Source organism: Oceanicola sp. S124, from assembly GCF_000220565.1.
In the GTDB taxonomy this organism is placed as follows: domain Bacteria; phylum Pseudomonadota; class Alphaproteobacteria; order Rhodobacterales; family Rhodobacteraceae; genus Pseudooceanicola.
Map to the genome: position 1 here is coordinate 1 of NZ_AFPM01000073.1, position 22,002 is coordinate 22,002.

Consider the following 22,002-nt stretch of genomic DNA (forward strand, 5'->3'; position numbering starts at 1 on the left):
TAGCTACACCGGCGGCACCGTGGTGCGAGAAGGCACCCTGGACACCACCGGCGGCGGCACCCTGGCCGACACCGGCTACATCGGCATCGCCGAGGGCGCGACCTTCATCGCCGGCACCGTCGACACGGTCGGCGGCGTCGAGAACCGTGGCACCTACACCGTCAATGCGGCCCAGACCGTGGATGCGCTGATCAACTTCGGCACCACCAACCTGGACGCCAAGCTTACCGCAGGGGCCGAGCCCTTCGATCCGCTCGATCCCGACAGCCTGACCTATGGCGTGCTCAACCTTGCCGGCGGCACGGTCAACCAGAACGCGGATATCGAATCCGAGGGCCTGGTGGTCAACAGCGGCCTGATCCAGGTGACCGGCGAACGTCGCATCGACATCACCGGAGCCGACCAGGGCCTGATCGGGGAAAGTACCGGCGAGATCCGCCTTTCCGGCGCCGAGACCGAGCTGACCGTCGATCAGCTGGGCGACACCACCTATGACGGCATCATCACCGGCCTGGGTGGCTTCACCAAGGAAGGCACCGGCACGCTGTCCTTCTCCAATGCGCTCACCTTCACCGGCGGCACCACCGTCTCGGAAGGCTGGGTCGAGGTCCTGTCGACCGGCTCTCTGGCCGACACCGGCGCGATCACCGTCGGGGAAGACGGCTCGTTCATCACCCGTGCGGTCGATACCGTGGGCGAGGTGCGCAACTCGGGCACCTACATCGTTGCCAGCGACGCGGCGCAGAACGTCACCTCCTTCACCAACACCGGCACCGGCGAGGCGGAAATCTGGTCGGACCTGACCGCCCGCAGCGGCGGCGTGAGCAACGAGCTGGACGGCGTCTTCGACATCTACGCCGACGTCTATTCCTTCGGCAATGTCACCAACGACGGCGAGCTGAACGTGCACGGCGTCCGCCGCATCGAGACCACCGGCGCGACCTCCGGCTTTGCCGGGGCATCGACCGGCGTGGTTAACCTGGCGCTGGAAGGCGATATCCTGACCGTCGACCAGCTGGGCGACACGACCTATGCGGGCGTGATCAGCGGGCTGGGCACCTTCATCAAGGAAGGCACCGGCACGCTGACCTTCACCGGCGCCAGCACCTACACCGGCGGCACGCTGGTGTCGGAAGGCACGCTTGATACCACCGGCGGCGGCACCCTTGCCGATACCGGCGCGATCGAGATCTCGCAGGGCGCGACCTTCGTGGCCGGCACTGCCGACACCGTCGGAGGCGTGCTGAACAAGGGCACCTACAACGTTAACGCGGCGCAGGACGTGGCGGCTCTGGTCAACACCGGCACCACCAACCTGGAAGCCAAGCTGACCGTAGGCATGGCCGAGCCGGGCTTTGGTGTCATCAACAACGAAGGGGCAATCTTCAACCAGAACGCCGACATCGAATCCGAAGGCAACGTCATCAACAACGGCCTGCTCGAGGTGACCGGCGATCGCCGCATCGACATCACCGGCACCGGCGACACCGCCGGCTTCCAGGGCAATGCCTCCGGTGAGGTCCGCCTCAGCGATGCCGAGGGCAGCCTGACCGTCGATCAGCTGGGAGACACGCTCTATGCCGGGATCATCACCGGCGAGGGCGCTTTCGTGAAGGAAGGCGACGGCCAGCTGCACCTGTCGGGCGACAACACCTTCACCGGCGGCACCACCGTCCGCGAAGGCTGGCTGGTGATCACCGAGGACGGCTCCCTGGCCGACACCGGCGAGATCACCATCGAGGCCGACGGCACCTTCGCCACCTGGGCGGTCGATACCGTCGGCGTGGTGACCAACAAGGGCACCTACTACGCCTACCCGGATGCCGCGCAGACCGTGACCTCGTTCACCAACTCGGGCACCGCCGAGATCTGGTCGGTGATGACAGCCCAGACCGATGGCGTGACGAACGAGGCCGACGGCGTGTTCACGCTGAACGCCAATGTCTTCTCCGAGGCGAACTTCACCAACGACGGGACGCTGCACATCAACGGCTACCGCCGGATCGAGATGACCGGCGCCGACAGCGGCTTTGCCGGTGCGGAGACCGGCGTGGTCCACATGGATGCGGCCACCGACTACCTCGTCGTGGATCAGGCGGGTGACACCACCTACGCCGGCACCATGGACGGGCTGGGCATCTTCGTGAAGGAGGGCGACGGCACGCTGACCTTCACCGGCGCGCACAGCTACACCGGCGGCACGCTGGTGTCGGAAGGCACGCTGGACACCACCGGCGGCGGCACCCTTGCCGATACCGGTGACGTTGAGATCAGCAATGGCGCGACCTTCGTGGCCGGCACCGCCGACACGGTCCGCAACGTGGTCAACCACGGCACCTACGACGTGAACACCGCGCAGACCGTGGCCTCGCTCTACTCGGACGGCACCACCGACCTCGACGCGGCCCTGACCGCGGGCGCGGGCGGCGTCTTCAACGCCGAGGACGGCACCTTCGAGCAGAACGCCGATGTCACCTCGGAAGGCTATGTGACCAACAGCGGCCTCTGGGCCGTGACCGGCACCCGCCGCATCGACGTGACCGGCGCCGAGACCGGCTTTGAAGGTGGCTCGACCGGCGAAGTGCAGCTGGCCGGGGAAGACGACAAGCTGATCGTCGATCAGCTGGGCACCACGCAATACGCCGGGATCATCACCGGCGCGGGCGCCTTTGAGAAGGAAGGCACCGGCACGCTCTACCTGACCGGCGCCAGCACCTTCACCGGCGGCACCACCGTCCGCGAGGGCGTCCTGTCGACCACCGGCGGCGGCACCCTTGCCGATACTGGCGCGATCGACATCCTGTCGGGTGCGACCTTCTATGCCGGCACTGCCGACACCGTGGGGGACATCACCAACAAGGGCACCTTCACCTTCGCGGCCGACTACGAGGTCGCCTCGCTGGTCAACTCGGGTCAGGTCAGCGGCGCAGGTGTGCTGACGGCCGGCGCCGAGGGCATCGAGAACCAGGAAACCGGCACGATCACGCTTTACAACAACGTCGTCTCGCAGGGCGACGTGCAGAACGACGGCGAGATCGCCGTCGTGTCCAGCAGCCTGATCGAGATCACCGGCGAGGATGCGGGGCTGACCGGCTCGGGCAACTTCACCCTGGCCGAGGGCGGTGAACTGGGCATCGACCAGCAGGGCGACAGCTCCTTCGATGGCACGATGACCGGAGAGGGCACCTTCTGGAAGTACGGCGAGGGCCAGCTGACCTTCGGCGGCGCCTATGGCGACATCGACGTGCCGACGCTGCGCATCGTCGAAGGCGGGCTGACGCTGGCCATGGGCGGCGTGCTGCGCTCGGATGCGGATGTCTACCTGACCGGGACGACCTTCGAAATCACCGAGGGCGCGCAGACCCTGAACAGCCTGAACGGCGAAGGCACCGTTGCCCTGAACGGCTCGGACCTGACCCTGGACGGCGAGAGCACCTTCCAGGGTGACATCCAGGAGGCCGGTGCGCTGACGCTGAACGACAGCTTCAACTATGCCGGCATCATGGGCGGTGACAGCCTGACCCTGAACGGGCCGGACTTCACCCTCTACAGCCTCAGCGAGGCCAACTTCCGCACCGCCGACTTCACCAACGGCCTGATCACCCTCTACGGGCCGATCGACGCCGGTGGCCCGGGGGGGCTGACCCTGGATGAGGACCTGACCGTGACCGGCGACACCCAGCTTGTGCTGGCCGGCGCGATCGATCCTGACCGCGCGGTGATCACCGCCGGCACCGTCACCCTCAGCGGTAACGATGTCGTCCTGTCGGGCAACGGCTATGTCGATGCGGCCAACATCATCGTCGAGAACGGCGCCTTCCTGTCGCCGGGCAACTCGCCGGGCTACCTGTCCTTCGCGGGGAACCTCGACCTGCGCAACGGAGGCGGCGCGCAGATCGAGATCGGCGGCACCGAGCCGGGGACCGGCTACGACGTGATCGAGATCGGTGGCGAGCTGCTGCTGGACGAGACCTCGGTGCTGAATGTCGATCCCTTCGGTGGCTTCGAAGCCCAGCAGGGCGAGGTCTATCAGATCCTGCGCTTCGACCCGCAGCTGCGCACCGGCGAATTCGGCATCTTCACCAACAACACCAGCCTGAACTTCGCCTACTTCAACTCGGTCGGTATCCTTGTCGCCCTGGGGGACAGCGGTGGCGACGTGAGCGAGCAGCTGGTGAAGAACATCATCGAGACCACTCCCGAGGGCGAGGTCGGCAGCAAGAAGATGTTCGATGTCGTGCGTCAGCTCGGCGACCCCGAGGAAGGTCTGGTCGGCCAGAACAACGGCGTGGTCGGCGGTGGCGGTGGCTACCTGCTGCCGATGCTGGCGGCGGCCGATCCGGAAGACCGCGTCGAGATCTTCTCGCGCTTCACTCCCGAGGGCTATGGCGGGGCGTATGAATACGCGTTCCGGTCGCTGATGGTGACCTCGGGCCTGTTCGCCGATGCGCCCCTGTCGGGCAACCTCAGCTGGGGCTCGCTGGTGCATGACAACCGCAGCCTGGCGTCGCAGGACTCGGATACCTATTCGGACTACGAGACCTCCTTCGCCAATACCGGTGCCCGCTTCGGCTATACCAGCGACATGGTCGCGGTCGGTCTGGGCGTGCAGACGGTGAACGGCGGCTTCAGCACCGAATCGGGCCTCAGCGGGGACGGCGACGGCACCCAGGTCCAGATCGGCGCCATGCTGACCGGGATGGATATCGGCCTTGCGCCCTACATCACCCTGGAAAGCGGCTCGAGCGACCTGAGCGGTACGCGCAACGCGCTGACCTCGCGGGTCGAGTTCGACGGAGTGGACAGCAGCGCCCGCCTGGTGCGGATCGGTGCGCGCTTCAGCAACGAGCTGGGCGGGGGGATGCTGAACATCGACACCTCCGTCATGGCGGGTGAAGTCGACAGCCTGACCTTCTCGGAAACCCAGGGGGCGATGCCTGATCGGCTGGACGTGCACATCCCCGGCCAGTCCGTGGCCGGCATCTCCTTCGGCATGAACTACAGCTACCCCGTGGCCCCCAAGGTCACGGTCAGCGCGGGCCTCGAGATCGACCACGTCCAGGGCCTCAACGACTATGTCGTCGAGGGCCGTTCGGGCGGGGACGAGGTGACCTTCACCACCGAGGTTCCGGGCATGGCATCGACGCAGGGGGCCCTGACCTTCGGCGTCGGGTTCGAGGCCACCGAGGGGGTCCGCGTGAACCTGACCGGCTATGCGGATGGCTCTCTCGGTGGCAAGTCCAACGCCGGTGCCTCGCTCAGCCTGAACGTCCAGTTCTGATCCGCGGCCAAGAAGCAAAGGACCTGGCTAGGACATGGCTCACAAGTGGCTCTGGCGCCTTGGCGCCGTCGCCGGGGCCGGCGCCCTGATCGTGATCGGGGGGCTGGCCTGGAACACCGGCCCGGGGCTGCGCATGCGCGCGGCCCTGGGTCAGCAACCGGCGCAGATGGCGCTGGTGCTGCGGGATTACCAGGCGGGCGACTTGTCGTCCGCCTTCGCCCGTATCGACCCGCTACTGCTGGCCGGACATGAGCCGGCGGTCGCGCTGGTCTGCGAACTGCTGTCGCAGCGCCCCGCCTATCCGCCGCAGACCCCGGCCTGCCTCGAAGCGGGCGACCAGCCGCAGCTCAGGCGGCTGGCGCAGCTGTCGGACCTGGCGGTCTTCGCCCGCCAGTGGGACGTGCTGGCGGGCCTCCTGGACCGGCGCGAAGCGGCGGGGGATAGCCGCGTCGCCTTCGAGCGGGCCCGGGCGGCGGCGCTGTCGCGCCCCGAGGCGCCGGACATGGAAGACGTGGTGACCCACCTGCGGGCCTCCGCCCAGGCCACGGATCCGCGCGGGCAGTACCTGCTGGCGGTCTACCAGCTGGGCCTGGCCGCCGACGGAGAGGCCTCGATCCCCTTTGAACGCACCCTTGCGACCCTGCTGACGCAGGAGCCCGCAATCGCCCCGGCGGATGCCTATTTCGAACTGGCCAAGCTGATGCAGGCCGGGGCGATCAGCAGCGACCTGGCCTATGCAGAGGTGCTGCGCCGGGCCGACCAGCTGGGCAATCCCTATGCCGCCGGGCACCTTGCGCAATACCTGATCGCCAACCCCGGCATGGGCCCGGTGGGCGGGCTGGAGGCCGATGGCTGGATGGCCCGGGCCGCGGCCAACGGCGATCCGGTGGCGCGCTACAACCTCGCGGTGCAGCTGCTGACGGGCACGCCCGACGCGGCGGCGATCAGCGAGGCCGAAGCGCTTCTGCGTGCCTCTGCCGAGACCGGCTTCGCCCCGGCTACGACGCGCCTTGGCGCGCTCTACTGGCGCCGCCCGCAGCTGGTGGCGGAAGACGCCGAGACCGGCCGCCGTCGCGCTGTCGACCTGTGGATCCGCGCCGCCGACCTGGGCGACGCCAATGCCTTCTTCAACCTCGGCGAAGTGGCCCGGGCCCGGGGCGAGGTCGCGCAGGCGCGGGACTACTACCAGCAGGCGGCCGAGCGCGGCAACGCCGGGGCCGTCGAGGCCCTGGGCGCGCTCGAGTGAAAGGGCAGGGGTGAAACGCTCCCTGTCCATCGACACTTATCGCGGCGTGGGGGTGAGCCTGGTGCTCTGGACCCACGCCGGCCTGCCGGGGGTGCCCGGCTCCTTCATTGCCATCGACGGGTTCTTCGTCATCAGCGGCTACCTTGTGACGCTGTCCTTCCTGCGCCAGCTGGACCGGCTCGAGGGCGATGACCCGGGCGCGGGCCGCTGGTCGTGCTATGCCCGCGCCGCCCGCCATTTCGCCGAGGCCCGGGTGCGGCGCATCCTGCTGCCGCTGCTCGCCACGCTGCTGCTGACGCTGCTGGCCGGTTGGCTGGTGCTGCTGCCCGCCGATCTGGCCGATCTGGCCGATGCGGCGCTGATGTCGGTGCTGCTGTCGGGCAACCTGCATGCGGCGGGCGGTGGCGATTATTTCGACGCAGCCTCCAACGCGCGCCCGCTGCTGCACAGCTGGAGCCTGGCGCTGGAAGAGCAGTTCTACCTGATGTCGCTGGCGCTGATGGCGGTCTTCGCCCTGCTGCGCCGGCCCTGGGCCTTCTGGGGGGTGACCCTTGCCGGCCTGCTGGCCTCGCTCGCCTGGGCGCAGATGATGTCCTCGGATCCGGCGACCCATTCCCAGGCCTACTACCTCTTCTCGACCCGGGTGTGGGAGTTCCTGCTGGGCGTCGCCCTTGCCGCCCTGGTCACGCGCGGTCATCTGGATGGGCGTCTTGGGCGCTGGCTGTCTGGGGATCTGGCCTATGTGCTTGGCTGGGCGGTCATGGCGGCCTCGATCCTGCTGCTGACACCTGCCGCACCCTCGCCGGGGCTGATCTCGGTTCCCGCCATGCTGGGGGTCTGCCTGATCCTGCTGGGCCAGCCGCAAAGCCGCCTGCTGTCGCAGGGCATGCACCTGCGGCCTTTCGTGGCGGCGGGGCGCAATGTCTACGGCATCTACCTGGTCCACCTGCCGGTGATCGTCTACCTGGGCTATGCGGCCCCGCCGCTTGGCCCCTGGTCCGGTGTGGCGGCCTTCGTGCTGTCCTATGCCGTGGCCCTGGCCCTGGGCGCCCTGATCGAGCTGCCCTTCGACCGCTGGCGCCGCCCGCGCTTTCGCTGGATCCTGCTGGCCGACGGGGCGCTGGCCGCCGTGATCCTGGGCCTCTGCGCGATGATCTGGCAGGGCGGCGGGGTCCCCGAACGGATGCCCGAGGCCGCGCAGCGCGCCTACCTGGCAAAGTTCCTGCTGAACCCCGAACGTGCTCGCTGCATGGAGGGAGAACTCACCGCCACCGGCTATTCCTGCGCCTACGGCCCGCCGTCCGCGCGCAAGATGGTGCTGATCGGCGATTCCCATTCAGACATGCTGGCCAATCCTCTGGCAAAGGCCTTCGCCACGCAGGGCCGCCAGCTGGTGCACTACTGGTCCGCCGAATGCGCCCCCGTCGGATCGGCGGTGGCAGAGCTGGGCGCCTTCTCGGCACGCTGCACGGGGCTGGCGGCCGAGGCTCATGCCCAGCTGGCGCAGATGCCGGGGGTCGAGGGGGTGATCTACGCCATGCTCTGGCCCTGGTATCTGGGCTACGGCCCGCAGGACCTGCCCCGCCACCTTGACGAGAGCCGAGGAGCCCCCGTGGGCGATGTCGATCCCGCGGCCTACCGCGTCGGGCTGATCTCCCAGTTCCGCCGGACGGTCGAGGGGCTGACCGCGCAGGGCCTGCATGTCTACATCGTCAGCCCGGTGCCGATCCATGACCAGCCCCTGCCGGAACAGGCGGCGCTGAACCTCTGGTATCGCCCCGCGGCCCTGCAGGCCCCTCTGCAGCAGCTGACCCGCGCCGGTTACGAAGCGCAGGGAGAGATGTTCCGGCAGATGGTCTCGGTCTTCTCGGGGCGCGGCGACGTGACGGTGCTGGACAGCGTGGGCGTGCTTTGCCCCAGGGAGCGCTGCGAGGTCTGGGGCGAGGGGGTGCCGCTCTATTACGACGACAACCACCTGAACGAGCTGGGCGCCTCGGCCCTTGTCCAGAGCTGGTTCAGGTGAGCGAGGCCGCCTTGCCCGAAGATCCGGCCGGGCAAGGGGCCGGTAGAGCGGGCGACAGGTGACTTACGTCGCGGGCCGGTTGCCCCACGCCGGCTACCGCGACAGGGCGGGCCACTGAACGACGATCGCCCCCAGCAGGACCAGTGCCGTTCCTGCCAGCCGCAGCGGGTCCACCGGGCGCGCCGCCAGGCCGACACCGCCGGTCCAGTCGATCACCAGCGCCGCGACGACCTGGCCCGCGATCACGGCGATCATGAAGCTTGCGGCCCCCAGCTTCGGCATCAGCAGGATCGCGGCGGTCACGTAGATCGCTCCGGCGACGCCGCCGATCCAGATCCATTTCGGTTGCCCCGCAAGCCCGCCAGGCACCGGCAGCGGGGCCCGAAGCAACACCAGCACGGGCAGGATGCAGAGCGCGCTGACCGCGAGCGATGCCAGCGTCGCCCAGAGCGGATGGCCGAGCGCCCGCCCAAGAGCGGCATTGGCGCCGCCCTGAAACGGCACGGCGGCCCCGGCAAGAACGGCAATGAGGGCAAAGGCAAGAGAGGGCATGACGTCTCCTTTCGGTCTTCCCTTCATCTGCCCCAAGGTGAAACGCATTTGAAATTCGATTTAAGCCAGAAGATATTTACCTGATGAATAACCTGCGTGCCATCGACCTCAACCTTCTCGTCGTGCTGGATGCTCTTCTGGCCGAACGGCATCTGTCGCGCGCCGCCGAGCGGCTCAACATGAGCCAGCCGGCGGTCAGCCATGCGCTCTCCCGCCTGCGGGTTCTGCTCGACGATCCGCTGTTCCACCGCCGCCGGCGCGGGATGGAGCCCACCCTGCGGGCGCTGGAACTGGCGGCCCCACTTGCCGAGGCGCTGGCGCAGATCCGCAGTGTTCTTGCGCCCGGGGGCTTCGACCCGATGCAGCGCCATGTCTTCCGTCTGGCCATGTCGGACTACGGCGCGTCGCTGTTGCTGCCCGGGCTTGTGCAGGCGCTGCGTGCAGAGGCGCCTGGCATCGACCTCGTGGTCACCCAGCAGAGCCGCGAAGGCATGATCGGCGCGGTTGCCGATGGCCAGATCGACATGGCCTTCGGTGTCTTTCCCGAGCTGCCATCGCGGTGCGAAAGCGACCTGTTGTTCGTCGACGACTATGTCTGCCTGCTGGATCCGTCGCGCCAACCGCAGCCCTATGACGGCCTGACCGAGGCGCTTTACGGGGCTGCTCCGCATGTTCTCGCGGCGGTTCATGGCGAAGCGGCGACCGAACTGGACCGGCACCTTCAGGCGCAGCGCAGGGCCCGGCGCATTGCCCTGGTCGTGCCGCATTGGAGCGTGGCGTCGCAGGTCATCGGCGGCACCGACCTGGTCCTGACCATTGCCCGCCGGAGCCTGGGTGCCATCGGGACCGGCCTCGAGGTGGCTGCGCCGCCTGTTCCGGTTCCCGACATTCCCTTTGCCGCGATCTACGCGAAGCGCCGTCGCGCCGATCCGGCCCTGCGCTGGCTGCTGGACAGGGTCCGGCGGGTTCTGGGGGAAGCGCCCGTCGCCTGACCGTGCGGTGCGCGCCCCGGGCGGTCCGGGGTCTGACGGGGCATCAGGTGGCACGGAAGGCCCCTTGCGCAGTGCGCGACAGGGGCCTGTCCGAAGGCTGTCAGACCTCTCCCGGCATGGGATAGTCCCCGGCATTCAGCACCCAGCCGGGCTTGGCGCTGAAGTCTTCGCGCGGGGGGCAGAAGATGTCGACCAGCTGGTTCAGCCCCGCCCCCTTGGCGCGGCTGGTGTGGATCACCGGCGGCGGGATCACCAGGACCGAGGGGCCGGTGACCTCGATGCTGCGATCCGGGCGCCAGTCGGCCATGTCGGTGGTCCAGGGCCAGCGCAGGTGGTGATCGTAGGCACCTTCCAGCAGCAACGAGCATTGCTCGAAGTCGTCGTGGTGGTGCGGTGACACCGACGCGGGAGAGCGCGGCCCCTCGCGCGGGTCGAGCATGTTCACCATGAAGGTGGTGCAGCGGAAGATGCGGCCGAAGCGGCCCTCTTCCTGCGGCACATCCAGCGAATAGTGGCGCAGGCGCAGCCCGTCCGCCGGGGTGGGCCAGGGTTCGAAATCGGGCACATGGCTGCGCGGGGTGTCATAGGCATCGGCATTCGGACAGAGCGCCAGCAGATCCGCCGAGGCGGTGGTGAAGAGGCTGATCACCACGCCGCCCTCGGGCAGGGTCACGCTGCTGTCGCCCGGGGGGACGAAGGCGATATGGTTGCCCGGCAGATCCGCCGAGCTGTCGCCAGCGGTGACCCGCGAGGGGGCCTCGGGCATCAGCAGCACGTATTCGTCGGGCTGGTCGCTGCGGCTGAGCTGGCCGCCTGGGACCAGTTCGGCATAGGCGAGGACGAAGTTGTGGCCCCGGATCAGCCAGGTGCGGCCGTTGGCATCCTCGATCTGCGGCGGGCTGTCGTAGAAGGTGGCGAGCTGTTCCTCGGCGATCAGGCCGGTGCGGGGCTTGGCGGCGGCCCCGGCGGGCGCCAGCTTGGAACGGGGGTCGGACTTGTCGTACATGGCGGGCCTCAGCGTGTCTGGTGCAGGGTGGCGCGGGTTTCGGAAAGTGTCGCGGCAGCGGCCTTGCGCAGGAAGGTCTGGTCCGACGACACGATGAAGGCCGTGGCCCCAAGGGCGGCGAGGGCGGCGGCATCCTCGGGGCCCGAGGCCATGACACAGACCGTCTTGCCGGCGGCGCGGGCAGAGGCCGAAATCGCTTCGGTGGCCGCCTTGACGGGGGCCGAGCCTGCCTTCACCTCTCCGTAGGCCACGGTGAGGTCGCCGCGTCCGATGAAGACGCCGTCCAGCCCCTCGACCGCCAGGATCTCGTCCAGCACCTCCAGCGCGTGCGGATCTTCGATCATCGCGATCACGGTGGCGCGGTTGTCCTGCTCGTCCAGATGCTGGGCGATGGTGCGGTCGCCGAAGTCACCGGCCCGGGTGGTCGAGGAATAGCCCCGCGTGCCGCCCCGGTAGCGGGCAGCGGCGACGACGGCGCGGGCCTTCTCGGCGCTGTCCACATGGGGCACCAGCACACCGTCGCCGCCGCAATCCAGCACCGACTGGATGCCCGCAGGATCGGCCGAGGGCACACGCACCAAACCGCCGATCCCATGGGCGCGGCAGGCCAGCAGGATATGGTCCGTGCTCTCGCGGTTCAGCGCGCCATGTTCCTCGTCGACGACGACGAAGTCGTAGCCGAGGCTGCCGAGGATCTCGGCGGGCATGGTCTGGGCGATCTTCAGGAAGCTGCCGATCAGCATCTGCCCCTCCCGGAAACGCTGGCGAAAGCCGGTCTGCTCTGATGGCATCATCTTCTCCTCGGGTCCTGTGCCTTTGGCTGCACCATCCGCAGGGCCCCTGTGCGCGGCAACGTGCGAGCCCCGCCGTTTCGCAGGGCGGAATGGTTGCGGGTTCGCGTTGAGAGGGGGCACTGTGGTGGGGAAAGTGTCTGCGCGTTCACCGCCACCGGGAGGAGGCCGCCGCCCGGGCACGGGCAGAGCGGCCGCGGGGCCATCGGACGCGGGCCGTGCCGAAGGGCATGGCCGGACCCAGAGAAGGAGGAAGGTCATGAACTTCAACGTCAAGGTCGCCCGGGCGGCCCTCTTTGCCGGAACGGCCCTGGTGGCCCTGCCGGCGCTGGCGCAGGAGGCAGAACTGCCGCCGCGCCTCGCGATGACGACCTATGACGTCGGCTCGTCCGGCTATGCCCAGGCCTTGGCCCTGGGCAAGGCGATCAGCGACGGCTACGGAATCAGCCTGCGCGTGCTGCCCGCAACCTCGGACGTGGCACGTCTGCTGCCGGTGAAACAGGGGCGTGTCGATTTCGCGCTGATCGGCTCTGAAGCCTACAACGCCTACGAGGGCACCGAGGCCTTCACCTCTCCCGAACTGGGGCCGCAGCGGATCGAGCTGCTGGCCGGGGCCAATTCTTCCAACTGCTTCACCCTCGCGCTGCAGGGCAACAGCGATATCGAGACGGTCGAGGATCTGCGCGGCAAGCGTCTGGGCTGGGTCGTCAGCTCTCCGGCGCTGCAGGGCAATGTCGAGGCCTTCCTGGCCTTCGGCGGGCTGACCTGGGAGGATGTCGAGAAGGTCGAAGTGGCCAGCTTCGGCGCGTCGTGGGAAGCTTTCCTGAACGGCCAGGTGGATGCGATCACCACGCTGTCGACCACCACCTTTGCCACCCAGGCCGCGGCCTCGCCGAGCGGGCTGAAGTGGCTGGCGCTGCCGAAAGAGGATGCCGAGGGCTGGGCCCGCCTACAGGAGATCAAGCCGCAGTTCTCGCCCCGCGTGGCGACCGTCGGTCCGAACATGTCCGCAGATGCTCCCGTGGAATGCGCCGGCTTCCCCTATCCGGTGGTCGTGACCTATGCCGACAAGGACGAGGACGTCGTCTACAACACCACCAAGGCATTGCAGGAGCAGTATGACGCCTACGCCGAGGCCGAAAGCGGTCTGGCCGGCTTCGCCGGGGATCGTCAGAACTTCCAGTGGGTCGTGCCCTACCACCCGGGTGCCGTGCGCTACTGGCAGGAAGCAGGTCTCTGGAGCGAGGCCGACGAGGCCCACAACCAGGCCCTGATTGCCCGCCAGGATGTGCTGAGCGCCGCCTGGGAAGCCCTGCCCGAGGCCGAGCGCGCCGAGGGCTGGCCCGCCGCCCGCGACAAGGCCCTCGCAGACGCCGGCTTCTGAGCCCGCGCGCAGGCGGGTCGGGTCCGATGTCCTCGGGCCCGACCCGGAACGCGAAAGCCCCGCCTGTTGCAAAGCAGGCGGGGCTTTCCTTTGCGTGGCCGTGGCCATGACTGGGGGGACCTCAGCCGGGTGACTGCGCGGCGGCGGCCTCGTCGAGCGCCAGTACGACCTTGCCGATCTGGGCATTGGCATCGAGGATGCGGTGCGCTTCGGCGACCTCGTGGAAGGGCAGGACCGCGTGCAGACGGGTGACGATCCGCCCGTCCTCCAGCAGCGGCCAGACCTGTGCCACCAGATCGCGGGCAATGGCCCCCTTGTAGTCGGCGGACCGGGGGCGCAGGGTCGAGCCGCAGAGGGTCTGGCGCCGGCGCACCAGCTGGCGGAAGTTGACCGCGCCCTCGGCGCCGAGGTGGCTGGCGATCAGCACCAGCCGCCCGTCCAGAGCCAGCAGGTCAAGCTGATGCTGCACATAGGGCCCTGCCTGGCCATCCAGGATCACGTCCATGCCTGCGTCGTCGGTCTGCGCCGTCAGCTCGGCCGCCCAGTCGCCGCGATAGTCCACCGCCGCCGCGCAGCCCAGATCCAGGCAGACCTGCCGCTTCTCGGCACTGCCGGCGGTGGCATAGACCGTGGCGCCGCGCAGGTGGCGGGCCATCTGCATCGCCGCCAGGCCAACACCGCTGGTGCCTCCCTGGATCAGCAGCCGTTCCCCCTGTGCCAGCCGGCCCAGCAGGAAGACGTTGTTCCAGGCGGTGAAGAAGACCTCGGGCAGCGAGGCGGCCTCGGCGAAGCTCAGCCCCCGGGGGATCGGCATGCATTGCAGCGCCGGGACGGTGCAGAACTCGGCGTAGCCGCCGCCATTGACCAGTGCGCAGACCGCATCGCCGGGGGCGAAGGCGGTGACGCCCTCGCCGGTTGCCTCGATCACCCCGGCGACGTCCAGCCCCGGCAAGTCCGAGGCCCCGGGCGGCGGCGGGTAGAGGCCCCGCCGCTGCTGGATGTCGGGCCGGTTGACCCCGGCGGCGATGGTGCGGATCAGGACCTCGCCCGGGGCAGGGGCTGGCCGCGGTCGCTCGGCCAGTTGCAGGACCTCGGGGCCGCCGGGTTCGCGGATCTCGATGACGTTCATCACGACGCGCTCCTCAGTGGATCCCGGCCTGAGCCGGCTGGCGGTTCTGCCAGGTGGCCAGGGCCAGGATCGGCAGGGCGACGACCATCGCCACGAGCACCAGGTCAAAGTCGCTCCAGCCGGGGATGATGCTCGCCGGCAGGGCGATCAGCACCGCCGAGAGGAAGAGCAGCAGCCGCAGCGGGAAGGCATAGGCCCGCCCCTGGAACAGCCGCCCGACCAGCGGCACGTAACCCTGGACCGAGCAGGCAAAGAGCGCGATGCCCACCACCGCCAGCGAGGTCGAGATCACCACCTGCATCGCCGTCCCCTGCAGCACCAGCGCGGGCTGGAAGGCGAAGAAGAACGGGATGAAGTAGATCACCGAACCGATCCGCATGGCCTCGAATCCGGTCTGCATCGGCGGCGTCTTTGCGATCGAGGCGGCGGCGAAGGCGCCGAGGGCCACGGGGGGCGTGATGAAGGACAGCATGCCCCAGTAGAAGATGAACATATGCACCGCCATCGGGTTCAGCCCGACCTGCACCAGCGCCGGCGCCAGCAGGATCGCCAGGAAGATGTAGGCCGCCGTCGAGGTCATGCCGACGCCCAGGATCAGCCCGGTCAGCGCGCCCATGACCAGCAGGAAGATGGCCGAGCCGTCCGCCAGCCGCAGCAGGTCGTTGACCAGGGTCGCCGCCACGCCGGTCATCGACAGGGCGCCGACGATCATGCCGACCGCCGCGAGGATCGCGACCAGGTTGGCAAAGAGCATGCCGAGGCTGTCGATGAACTCTCCCAGCTCCTTCCAGCCCCAGCGGGTCTTCCTGGACAGGACCTGGTTCAGCAGGATCAGCAGCGGGGTGGCATAGTAGGGGGCCAGGGCCTCGCGGCGCATCACCAGCAGCATGTAGATCAGCAGGGCGAAGACGAAGATGTAGTACCAGCCCTCCTTCAGGGTCTGGCGGATCGAGGGCAGCTCTTCCGCCGGCATGCCCTTGATGTCCTCCTTGCCGGCCATGGCGTCGATCTGCACGAAGAGGCCGAAGAAGTAGAGCGCCGAGGGGATGATCGCCGCCAGGGCAACGGTGCCGTAGGGCACGTTCATGAAGCTCGCCATGACGAAGGCCGTGGCGCCCATCACCGGGGGCATCAGCGTCCCGCCGGTCGAGGCGCAGGTCTCGACCCCCGCCGCGAAGGTGCCCTTGAAGCCGGTGCGCCGCATGGCGGGGATGGTCATCACACCGGTGGTCAGCACGTTGGTGATGACCGAGCCCGACATCGACCCCATCAGACCGGACGAGAAGATCGCCACCTTGGCAGGTCCGCCCCGCACTCGGCCCAGCAGGGCGAAGGACAGGTTCATGAAGAAGGCCCCGGCGCCGGTCTGCTGCAGCGCCGCGCCGAAGACGATGAAGCCGATGATCAGCCCGGCGAAGGTGCGCAGCGGGATGCCAAGGATGCTCTCGGACCCCATGGCGTGATAGGCCGCCGCGTAGGGGGCAGAGCTGCCGAAGCCGGAAATCGCGGTCGGCAGCATCTCTGTATAGAGCGGATAGAGCGACATCACCCCGACGATCAGCGCCAGCGGCAGGCCCCCGGCGCGGCGGCCTGCCTCCAGCACCAGGATCCACAGCGCGTAAGAGAACCAGACGGCGGTCTCGGGCGGGGCCATTTCCCAGCCGCGCAGGGTGATGTTCATCGCGTTGGTGAAGAAGTAGGCGCAGACCACCAGCGTGCTGGCCGAAAGCAGCCAGTCGTACCAGGCGATCCGCCCCGAGGCCGACTGCCCCGTGGCCGGGTAGACCAGGAAACCGACCGCCAGCGCCAGGGCCAGGATCGCGTAGTAGAACCGCATGTCGACCAGCGTGTAGCCGACCAGGAAGCCCAGGTTGAACGTCTGGTTCACCGCCAGCATCAGCATCAGCACGGCGGCCAGCCGCACGGCCCATTTGCCGATACCTGTCAGGTTGCGCGGCCCCGGTTCCCCGATGGCCGTGCCCTGTTCATCGGCCGGAGATCCCGCCCCGGCCTGTGCTTCGGCCCGCGCCCCGGAAGGCTGCTCTTGCATCTTGTCCATTCTATCCTCCCGTGCCCACCCGGGCACCTGCGCGAGTGATGCGCTCAGTTCAGCGGAATATCCACCAGCCGCGACGGGTTGTCCCGCACGAGTTGGCGCACCTCGTCGTCGGTGAAGCCAAGCGCAAGGCACAGCGCGATGGCCTGGCGCATGCCTTCGACCGGGGTGGGGTTGTCGACCTGGCCCAGGTCCGAGCCGATCGAGCTGTGCGCGACGCCCGCGGCACGGATGTCGGCCGCCAGCTCCTCCGGTTCGAAGACGTTGAAGCGGCTGTCGATGTAGAGGCAGGCGGATTGCTCGATCAGCGCGCCATAGGTCTGGGCGATCTCGCGGATGTCGTCATGGGTGAAGTGCAGCCCGTACATCGGGTGATTGACGATCAGCCGCTTCACGCCGCGGGCCTTGGCCTCTTCGAACAGCTTCCAGATCTCCCAGACGTGCAGGTGCCCCGAGGACAGGATGGCGTCGAACTCGGCGATGCTGTCGAGGATCTCCTTCACCGGGTCGATGATGGTGCCGTGGTCATCCAGCACCGTCAGAAGTTTCGGCGCCCGCAGTTGGACCTTGGCGGCCAGCCGCGTCTTGCGGAAGTTGGTGCGGATGTGGTTGGCGGAATGGGCCGTCGGCATCCAGATCATCCGGGCGCCGTGCTTCAGGATCGAATCGACCACCGCCGGGTTGAAGCCACCGGTGGAATTGTTCAGCACCAGCCCGCCGAACATCGCGACATCGAGGTGGCCCAGGGTGCGTTCCATGATCGGGATGATCGGCGAGACCGAGTAGTGGTGATCCTTGAACAGGATGCCCTTCATGCCGGCCTCGGCGGCCTGTTCCACGGCCTGGAAGTGGTCCACCTGGCGTTCCATGATCGAGGGGCCGGAATGGACATGCAGATCCACCGCGCCCTGCATCAGCGCATCCACGCGCTGGCTGTCGATCCCTGCAATCATCTCGCGCACCCTGGCGCGCCGCTCTTCGGTTCCCATGGGGACCTCCCTTGTCTGGCAAACTGTCTGGCAAACTCCGGCCCGCTGGCCCGGTGTGGCTGCGACACTTACGTTGACAGGGCGGGCTCTCAACGTATGGATGGGGGTGTTTCGGCAGGCGGAACGGAGGGAGCATGGGGATCAGGTCGATAGAGCGCGCTCTGGACGTGCTGGAAGAGTTGAACCGGCATCCGGTCTCGACCATCGCCGCGCTGCACCGCGCCACGGGGCTGCCCAAGCCGACGCTGGTGCGAATCCTGCAGACGCTGGAGGAGAAGGGCTATGTCGACAACGACCCGCGCCTGGGCGGCTACCAGGTGACGGCCCAGGTCGCCTCGCTCTCGGGTGGGTACCACAATGAGCCGATGGTGGTCGAGGCGGGACGCCCCTGGGCGGTGGCGCTGACCCGACAGCACCAGTGGCCGATCTCGATCGCGCTCTGCGAGAACGCCTCGATCATCGTGCGTTTCTCGACGATCCCCGACAGTGCCATCTCGCCCTTTCACCGCACGGTGAACATGCGCCTTCCGATCCTGACGCGCGGGCTGGGGCGGGCCTATTTCGCCTTCGCGCCACAGGATGAACAGGACCTGATCGTGTCGATCCTGCAGCGCTCGGACGGTCCCGAGGACGCCGTGTCCCAGTCTCCGGCGAAGGTCGCGGCGATGGTGGCAGAGGTGCGGTCGCAAGGCTATGCGACCCGCCCCGAAGAGGTCAGCCCGAAGAACTCGGACACCATCGCGGTGCCGGTCTTCAGCCCGGCGGGGCGGGTCATCGCCAGCCTCGGGATGACCTACTTCCGCTCGGCCTTTCCCAATGTCCGGACCGCGACGGCGCGCTATGCGCCGCTGCTGAAGAAGGCCTCGGCCGAGATCACCGTCGACCTCGAGCGCCTGGCCAGGGCCACCGGCGGGGCCGAGCCCGAGGGACCTGCGCAGCCCGGAGCATGAGGGGGCGGGTCTAGCCCCGGATCTGCTTCACCGCCGCGACCGAGGCTCCGGCCAGCAGGGCCAGGTCGGAGGGGCCGGTCACCATGTCCCAGCCTCGCCCGGCCATCTGCGCCGCATGCCCGGCGGTCAGGTTATGCACGGCGGCGAAACGTCCTGCCTGCTGAACCGTATCGCGGATGCCGTCGACGGCGGCGATCACGGTCGGGTCGGTCGGCTCGCCCGTGGGCTGGCCGGTCATCGTCAGGCTGAGGTCGGCAGGGCCGACGTAGACCCCCGAGATGCCCTCGACCGCCAGGATCTCGGGCAGGGCGGCCAGCGCCTCGCGGGTCTCGATCATCGCCAGCACAAGCAGGTTGTCCGAGGCGTCCTGCCAGTAGTCCGCGCCATGGGCCACGCGGGCCCGGACCGGGCCGTAGCTGCGCTCGCCAAGGGGGGCATAGTGGGTGGCGCGTGCCAGGGCGCGGGCGTCTTCGGCCGAGTTGATCATCGGGCAGATGATCCCCTCGAAGCCGTCATCCAGCAAGCGCGAGATCATCGCCATGTCGTTCCAGGCCGGGCGGGCCAGCAGCGGCAACTCGAGGCCCGAGGCCGCGCGGGCCAGGGCGCGGGCCTGGGTCAGGTCGATCTGCCCGTGCTGCAGGTCCAGTGTCAGGCAGTCCCAGCCATGGCCGGCGATGGCCTCCAGCACGGCAGGTTCGGGCGTCATCATCCAGCCGTTGACCAGGGGGCGGCCGGCGGCGCGGGCCTCGGCCAGGGCATGGGAGAGACGGCGGCTCATGGCGCCACCTCCTCGAAGCCGAAGAGCCGCGCCGGGTTGTCGACCAGGATCTGGCGACGCAGCGCCTCGTCGGGGACGTAGCGGTAGAACAGCTCAAGCAGGTCGGCATCGTTGGGCGGCGCGTTCTTCGAGACCGGGTGCGGCCAGTCGGTGGCCCAGACGCAGCGCTCGGGCGCGTGTTCCACCAGGGCCTGCGCCAGTGGCACCACGTCGTCATAGGGCGCGCCGGTGGCCGAGATCTTCTCGCCCAGGGACAGCATCACCCAGACGTTGCCCCGGTCGAGCTGCTTCTTCAGCGCCGTGATGTTGACGTCGTTGACCCCCTTCGAGGCATCGGCGCGGCCCATGTGGTCGATCAGGATCGGGATGTCGACGCCTGACAGTTTGTCGACATGCTGGGCGATGCCGGTCTGTTCGGGCTGCACCTTCATGTACCAGCCCATGTCGCGCAGGGTGTCGACGGCGGCCCTGAAGTCGGCATCGCTCAGCACCGCGCCGAGGGCCTGGCGAAAGCTGAAGCGGGCGCCGTTGATCCCCGCGTCGTCGAGCTGGCGCAGGTAGGCCGCGTCCTTCTCGGCGAAGACCAGGGCATTGGCGCAGCCCTTGTAGTTCGGGCCCATGGCCTTCAGACCGTCCAGCACCACGGCATGATCGGCGCCGTAGGTCGTGGTCTGCACGATGATCCCGCGCGAGATGCCGAGCTGTTCATGCACATGGCGGGCCCGGTCCCAGGTGGCCGAGGGCATCTGGTAGGCGGCGCCGGGACGGGTGGGGTAGGTCTCGGGGTCGCCAAGGACGTGGAACTGGCTGTCGCAGGTGCCCTTGGGCGGCAGCACCGAGGGGCGGCGCGGGGTCGGGTTGAACGGGTGGTAATCGACCATGGTCTGATGCCTTCTCAGGGGGCCGCGTAGGCGGTGACGTTGCATTGAATGAGCTTGCCGTTGTCCAGATCGGCCTGCATGGCCTGGCGCACGGGTCGGTTGTCGGGATCGGGGAACATGGCCTCCCATTCGCGGTTGAGCGGGCCGCGCTGCGAGCGGTCCAGCAGCAGCACATCCAGCTTCAGCACGTGCTCGGGGCCCATGCCGGCGGCCTCAAGGATGGCCCTCAGGTGGACGAACATCAGCCGGGTCTGGTCCTCCAGCCCCTCGGCGGCCTTGCCTGTGGCGGGGTCAAGCCCGTAGACGATCCCGGTGCTCAGCAGCCCATTGATGACGCAGGCCGCCGGGATCGGGTTCTTGTGAGAGAAGCCGTCCAGGTAGATGCTTTGGCGGTGTCCCATCTGATGCTCCTCAGGTGAAATGGCACGACACGGTGCCAAGGGGCCCGTAGTCGGCGGTGAAGGTGTCGCCCCGGCGTGCGTCGATCGGGCGGATGAACGACCCCGAAAGGATGACCTGCCCCTTCTTCAGGGTGACGCCCCAGGGGGCGAGGCGATTGGCCAGCCAGGCGATGCCGTTGGCGGGGTGGTTCAGGACGCCGGCGGCCAGTCCGGTCTCTTCGACGATGCCGTTGCGCAGGGTGACGACCCCGGCGCGGCGCAGGTCCAGGTCCATGGGCCGCACCGTCAGGCCGCCGCAGATGATCGCGCTGTTGGCGGCATTGTCGGCCACCGTGTCCAGCACCGTGCGCCGCCGTCCGCTGTCGGGGTCGATGCGCCGGATGCGCGCGTCCAGCAGCTCCAGAGCCGGAGTGATCCAGGCGGTGGCGTCCAGCACGTCGTGCAGCGTGCAATCGGGGCCCGAGAGGTCCTCGGCCAGCACGAAGGCCAGTTCGGCCTCGATCCGGGGTTCGATCAGGCGGCCCGTGTCGATCTGCGCGGCATCTTCCAGGAACATGTCGTCGGTCAGGAAACCGTAGTCGGGCGTGTCGATGCCGACCGCCTGCTGCATGGCGCGCGAGGTCAGGCCGATCTTGTGGCCGCGCAGGGTCAGCCCCCGGTCCTGCTTCAACTGAAGCCAGGCGTTCTGGATGGCGTAGCTGTCGGCCATCTGCAAATCGGGGTAGGCCAGTGAAAGCTGGGCGATCTGGGTCGCCTGCTGCTCGGCCTGGTCCAGCTGGCGGGCGATCTGGGCAACAAGGCCAGCGTCAAGCATCGCGCACCTCCTGGTCGGCCACCCCGTTGGAGAGCGTGCCGATGCCCGAGACCTCGATCTCGACCAGGTCGCCGGGCTTCAGCCAGACGGGCGGATCGAAGCGGACACCGGCGCCGGTCGGCGTGCCGGTGACGATGATGTCGCCGGGCGAGAGCGTGGCGAAGCTGGACAGGTAGGCGATCAGCGCGTCGAAGGGGAACATCAGGTTGGCGGTGGTGTCGCTCTGGCGCAGCGCGCCGTTGACGCGGGTCTGCAGGGTGATCTCGCTGCCCGGGTCCAGTTCGTCGGCGGTGACGATCCAGGGGCCGATCGCGCCCGAACGGTCGAAGTTCTTGCCCTGGGTGACGTTGAACTTGCCGTGGCGCAGCCAGTCGCGGACGGTGCCCTCGTTGCAGATGGTCAGTCCGAAGATGTGGTCATGGGCGCTCTCGCGCGGGATATCACGCCCGCCCTTGCCGATGACCAGGGCGATCTCGCCCTCGTAGTCCAGCTGTTCGGACACCCGGGGCCGTTCCAGCGGCACGCCATGGCCGACGAAGGACTGGCGCGAACGCACGAAAAGCGAGGGGTACTTCGGCAGCTCCGAGCCGTCCTTGTACTCGGCGTTGCGGTTGCCGTAGTTGACGCCGATGCACCAGATCTTCTCGGGGTTGGCGACCGGCAGGGCAAAGGTCACCTCCGAGGGCGACAGGACGGGAACCTCGGGCAGCGCCCGTGCGGCGGCAAGGG

At 68.5% G+C, this 22,002-nt stretch carries 17 protein-coding genes; 6 read left to right on the plus strand and 11 right to left on the minus strand.

Features of this window, described 5'->3' with window-relative positions:
- From OS124_RS0105940 to OS124_RS0105950, 3 genes are all read left to right on the plus strand, one after another.
- The coding region (locus tag OS124_RS0105940; RefSeq protein WP_010138483.1) for a beta strand repeat-containing protein at positions 1–5,281 on the plus strand (5,281 nt) is incomplete at its 5' end.
- A 34-nt stretch (positions 5,282–5,315) separates the two neighbouring features.
- The gene (locus OS124_RS27325; protein ID WP_010138484.1) at positions 5,316–6,527 is read left to right on the plus strand and encodes a tetratricopeptide repeat protein; all 1,212 of its coding nucleotides are present in this window, start codon (positions 5,316–5,318) and stop codon (positions 6,525–6,527) included.
- Between the two features lie 10 nt (positions 6,528–6,537).
- Positions 6,538–8,550, plus strand: coding sequence for an acyltransferase family protein (locus tag OS124_RS0105950; protein WP_010138485.1), 2,013 nt, complete (start codon positions 6,538–6,540; stop codon positions 8,548–8,550).
- Positions 8,551–8,643: 93 nt separating this feature from the next.
- Here the strand turns inward: OS124_RS0105950 and OS124_RS0105955 are convergent, their stop codons facing one another.
- A complete protein-coding gene (locus tag OS124_RS0105955) occupies positions 8,644–9,102 on the minus strand; it encodes a DMT family transporter (RefSeq protein ID WP_010138486.1) in 459 nt (152 codons plus the stop codon).
- An 83-nt stretch (positions 9,103–9,185) separates the two neighbouring features.
- Here OS124_RS0105955 and OS124_RS0105960 point away from each other — a divergent pair, with 83 nt between their 5' ends.
- A complete protein-coding gene (locus OS124_RS0105960) occupies positions 9,186–10,094 on the plus strand; it encodes a LysR family transcriptional regulator (protein ID WP_010138488.1) in 909 nt (302 codons plus the stop codon).
- A gap of 100 nt (positions 10,095–10,194) precedes the next feature.
- Here OS124_RS0105960 and OS124_RS0105965 read toward each other — a convergent pair whose 3' ends face one another.
- Positions 10,195–11,100: a hypothetical protein gene (locus OS124_RS0105965; protein ID WP_010138489.1), complete on the minus strand. Its 906-nt coding sequence runs from the start codon at positions 11,098–11,100 to the stop codon at positions 10,195–10,197.
- 8 nt (positions 11,101–11,108) lie between these two features.
- Positions 11,109–11,891 (minus strand): HpcH/HpaI aldolase family protein, encoded by a 783-nt coding sequence (locus tag OS124_RS0105970; RefSeq protein WP_040606728.1) that lies wholly within the window; start codon positions 11,889–11,891, stop codon positions 11,109–11,111.
- Positions 11,892–12,150: 259 nt separating this feature from the next.
- Here OS124_RS0105970 and OS124_RS0105975 point away from each other — a divergent pair, with 259 nt between their 5' ends.
- Positions 12,151–13,275 carry a TAXI family TRAP transporter solute-binding subunit gene (locus tag OS124_RS0105975; protein WP_010138491.1) on the plus strand — a complete coding sequence of 375 codons (1,125 nt, stop codon included), beginning with the start codon at positions 12,151–12,153 and terminating at the stop codon, positions 13,273–13,275.
- 121 nt (positions 13,276–13,396) lie between these two features.
- Here OS124_RS0105975 and OS124_RS0105980 read toward each other — a convergent pair whose 3' ends face one another.
- From OS124_RS0105980 to OS124_RS0105990, 3 genes are read right to left on the minus strand one after another with little or no spacing between them, the layout of a single operon-like run.
- Positions 13,397–14,404 carry an NAD(P)H-quinone oxidoreductase gene (locus OS124_RS0105980; protein ID WP_010138492.1) on the minus strand — a complete coding sequence of 336 codons (1,008 nt, stop codon included), beginning with the start codon at positions 14,402–14,404 and terminating at the stop codon, positions 13,397–13,399.
- Positions 14,405–14,417: 13 nt separating this feature from the next.
- A complete protein-coding gene (locus OS124_RS0105985; protein ID WP_010138493.1) occupies positions 14,418–16,463 on the minus strand; it encodes a TRAP transporter permease in 2,046 nt (681 codons plus the stop codon).
- Between the two features lie 44 nt (positions 16,464–16,507).
- Positions 16,508–17,449: a DUF6282 family protein gene (locus tag OS124_RS0105990; protein ID WP_010138494.1), complete on the minus strand. Its 942-nt coding sequence runs from the start codon at positions 17,447–17,449 to the stop codon at positions 16,508–16,510.
- 134 nt (positions 17,450–17,583) lie between these two features.
- Here OS124_RS0105990 and OS124_RS0105995 point away from each other — a divergent pair, with 134 nt between their 5' ends.
- Complete coding sequence (locus OS124_RS0105995) at positions 17,584–18,399, plus strand: DNA-binding transcriptional regulator (RefSeq protein ID WP_010138496.1); 816 nt, start codon at positions 17,584–17,586, stop codon at positions 18,397–18,399.
- A gap of 10 nt (positions 18,400–18,409) precedes the next feature.
- On the opposite strand, the gene OS124_RS0106000 is transcribed toward OS124_RS0105995, so the two are convergent.
- From OS124_RS0106000 to OS124_RS23845, 5 genes are all read right to left on the minus strand, one after another.
- Positions 18,410–19,177 (minus strand): HpcH/HpaI aldolase family protein, encoded by a 768-nt coding sequence (locus OS124_RS0106000; RefSeq protein WP_010138497.1) that lies wholly within the window; start codon positions 19,175–19,177, stop codon positions 18,410–18,412.
- Positions 19,174–20,058 carry an amidohydrolase family protein gene (locus OS124_RS0106005; RefSeq protein WP_010138498.1) on the minus strand — a complete coding sequence of 295 codons (885 nt, stop codon included), beginning with the start codon at positions 20,056–20,058 and terminating at the stop codon, positions 19,174–19,176. The genes OS124_RS0106000 and OS124_RS0106005 overlap by 4 nt, the downstream gene beginning before the upstream one ends.
- Positions 20,059–20,072: 14 nt before the next feature.
- Positions 20,073–20,459, minus strand: coding sequence for a RidA family protein (locus OS124_RS0106010; protein ID WP_010138499.1), 387 nt, complete (start codon positions 20,457–20,459; stop codon positions 20,073–20,075).
- 10 nt (positions 20,460–20,469) lie between these two features.
- Positions 20,470–21,273, minus strand: a complete 804-nt coding sequence (gene hpaH / locus OS124_RS0106015; RefSeq protein ID WP_010138500.1) for a 2-oxo-hept-4-ene-1,7-dioate hydratase — start codon at positions 21,271–21,273, stop codon at positions 20,470–20,472.
- A partial coding sequence (locus tag OS124_RS23845; RefSeq protein ID WP_010138501.1) for a fumarylacetoacetate hydrolase family protein occupies positions 21,266–22,002 on the minus strand: 737 nt, incomplete at its 5' end. The genes OS124_RS23845 and hpaH, both read right to left, overlap by 8 nt.

Excerpts from the sequence above, each read along its gene's own strand:
- OS124_RS27325 (WP_010138484.1), top strand. The coding sequence starts at position 5,316 with ATGGCTCACAAGTGGCTCTGGCGCCTTGGCGCCGTCGCCGGGGCCGGC.
- OS124_RS0105955 (WP_010138486.1), bottom strand. The coding sequence starts at position 9,102 with ATGCCCTCTCTTGCCTTTGCCCTCATTGCCGTTCTTGCCGGGGCCGCC.
- OS124_RS0105960 (WP_010138488.1), top strand. The coding sequence starts at position 9,186 with ATGAATAACCTGCGTGCCATCGACCTCAACCTTCTCGTCGTGCTGGAT.
- OS124_RS0105965 (WP_010138489.1), bottom strand. The coding sequence starts at position 11,100 with ATGTACGACAAGTCCGACCCCCGTTCCAAGCTGGCGCCCGCCGGGGCC.
- OS124_RS0105970 (WP_040606728.1), bottom strand. The coding sequence starts at position 11,891 with ATGCCATCAGAGCAGACCGGCTTTCGCCAGCGTTTCCGGGAGGGGCAG.
- OS124_RS0105975 (WP_010138491.1), top strand. The coding sequence starts at position 12,151 with ATGAACTTCAACGTCAAGGTCGCCCGGGCGGCCCTCTTTGCCGGAACG.
- OS124_RS0105980 (WP_010138492.1), bottom strand. The coding sequence starts at position 14,404 with ATGAACGTCATCGAGATCCGCGAACCCGGCGGCCCCGAGGTCCTGCAA.
- OS124_RS0105985 (WP_010138493.1), bottom strand. The coding sequence starts at position 16,463 with ATGGACAAGATGCAAGAGCAGCCTTCCGGGGCGCGGGCCGAAGCACAG.
- OS124_RS0105990 (WP_010138494.1), bottom strand. The coding sequence starts at position 17,449 with ATGGGAACCGAAGAGCGGCGCGCCAGGGTGCGCGAGATGATTGCAGGG.
- OS124_RS0105995 (WP_010138496.1), top strand. The coding sequence starts at position 17,584 with ATGGGGATCAGGTCGATAGAGCGCGCTCTGGACGTGCTGGAAGAGTTG.
- OS124_RS0106000 (WP_010138497.1), bottom strand. The coding sequence starts at position 19,177 with ATGAGCCGCCGTCTCTCCCATGCCCTGGCCGAGGCCCGCGCCGCCGGC.
- OS124_RS0106005 (WP_010138498.1), bottom strand. The coding sequence starts at position 20,058 with ATGGTCGATTACCACCCGTTCAACCCGACCCCGCGCCGCCCCTCGGTG.
- OS124_RS0106010 (WP_010138499.1), bottom strand. The coding sequence starts at position 20,459 with ATGGGACACCGCCAAAGCATCTACCTGGACGGCTTCTCTCACAAGAAC.
- hpaH (WP_010138500.1), bottom strand. The coding sequence starts at position 21,273 with ATGCTTGACGCTGGCCTTGTTGCCCAGATCGCCCGCCAGCTGGACCAG.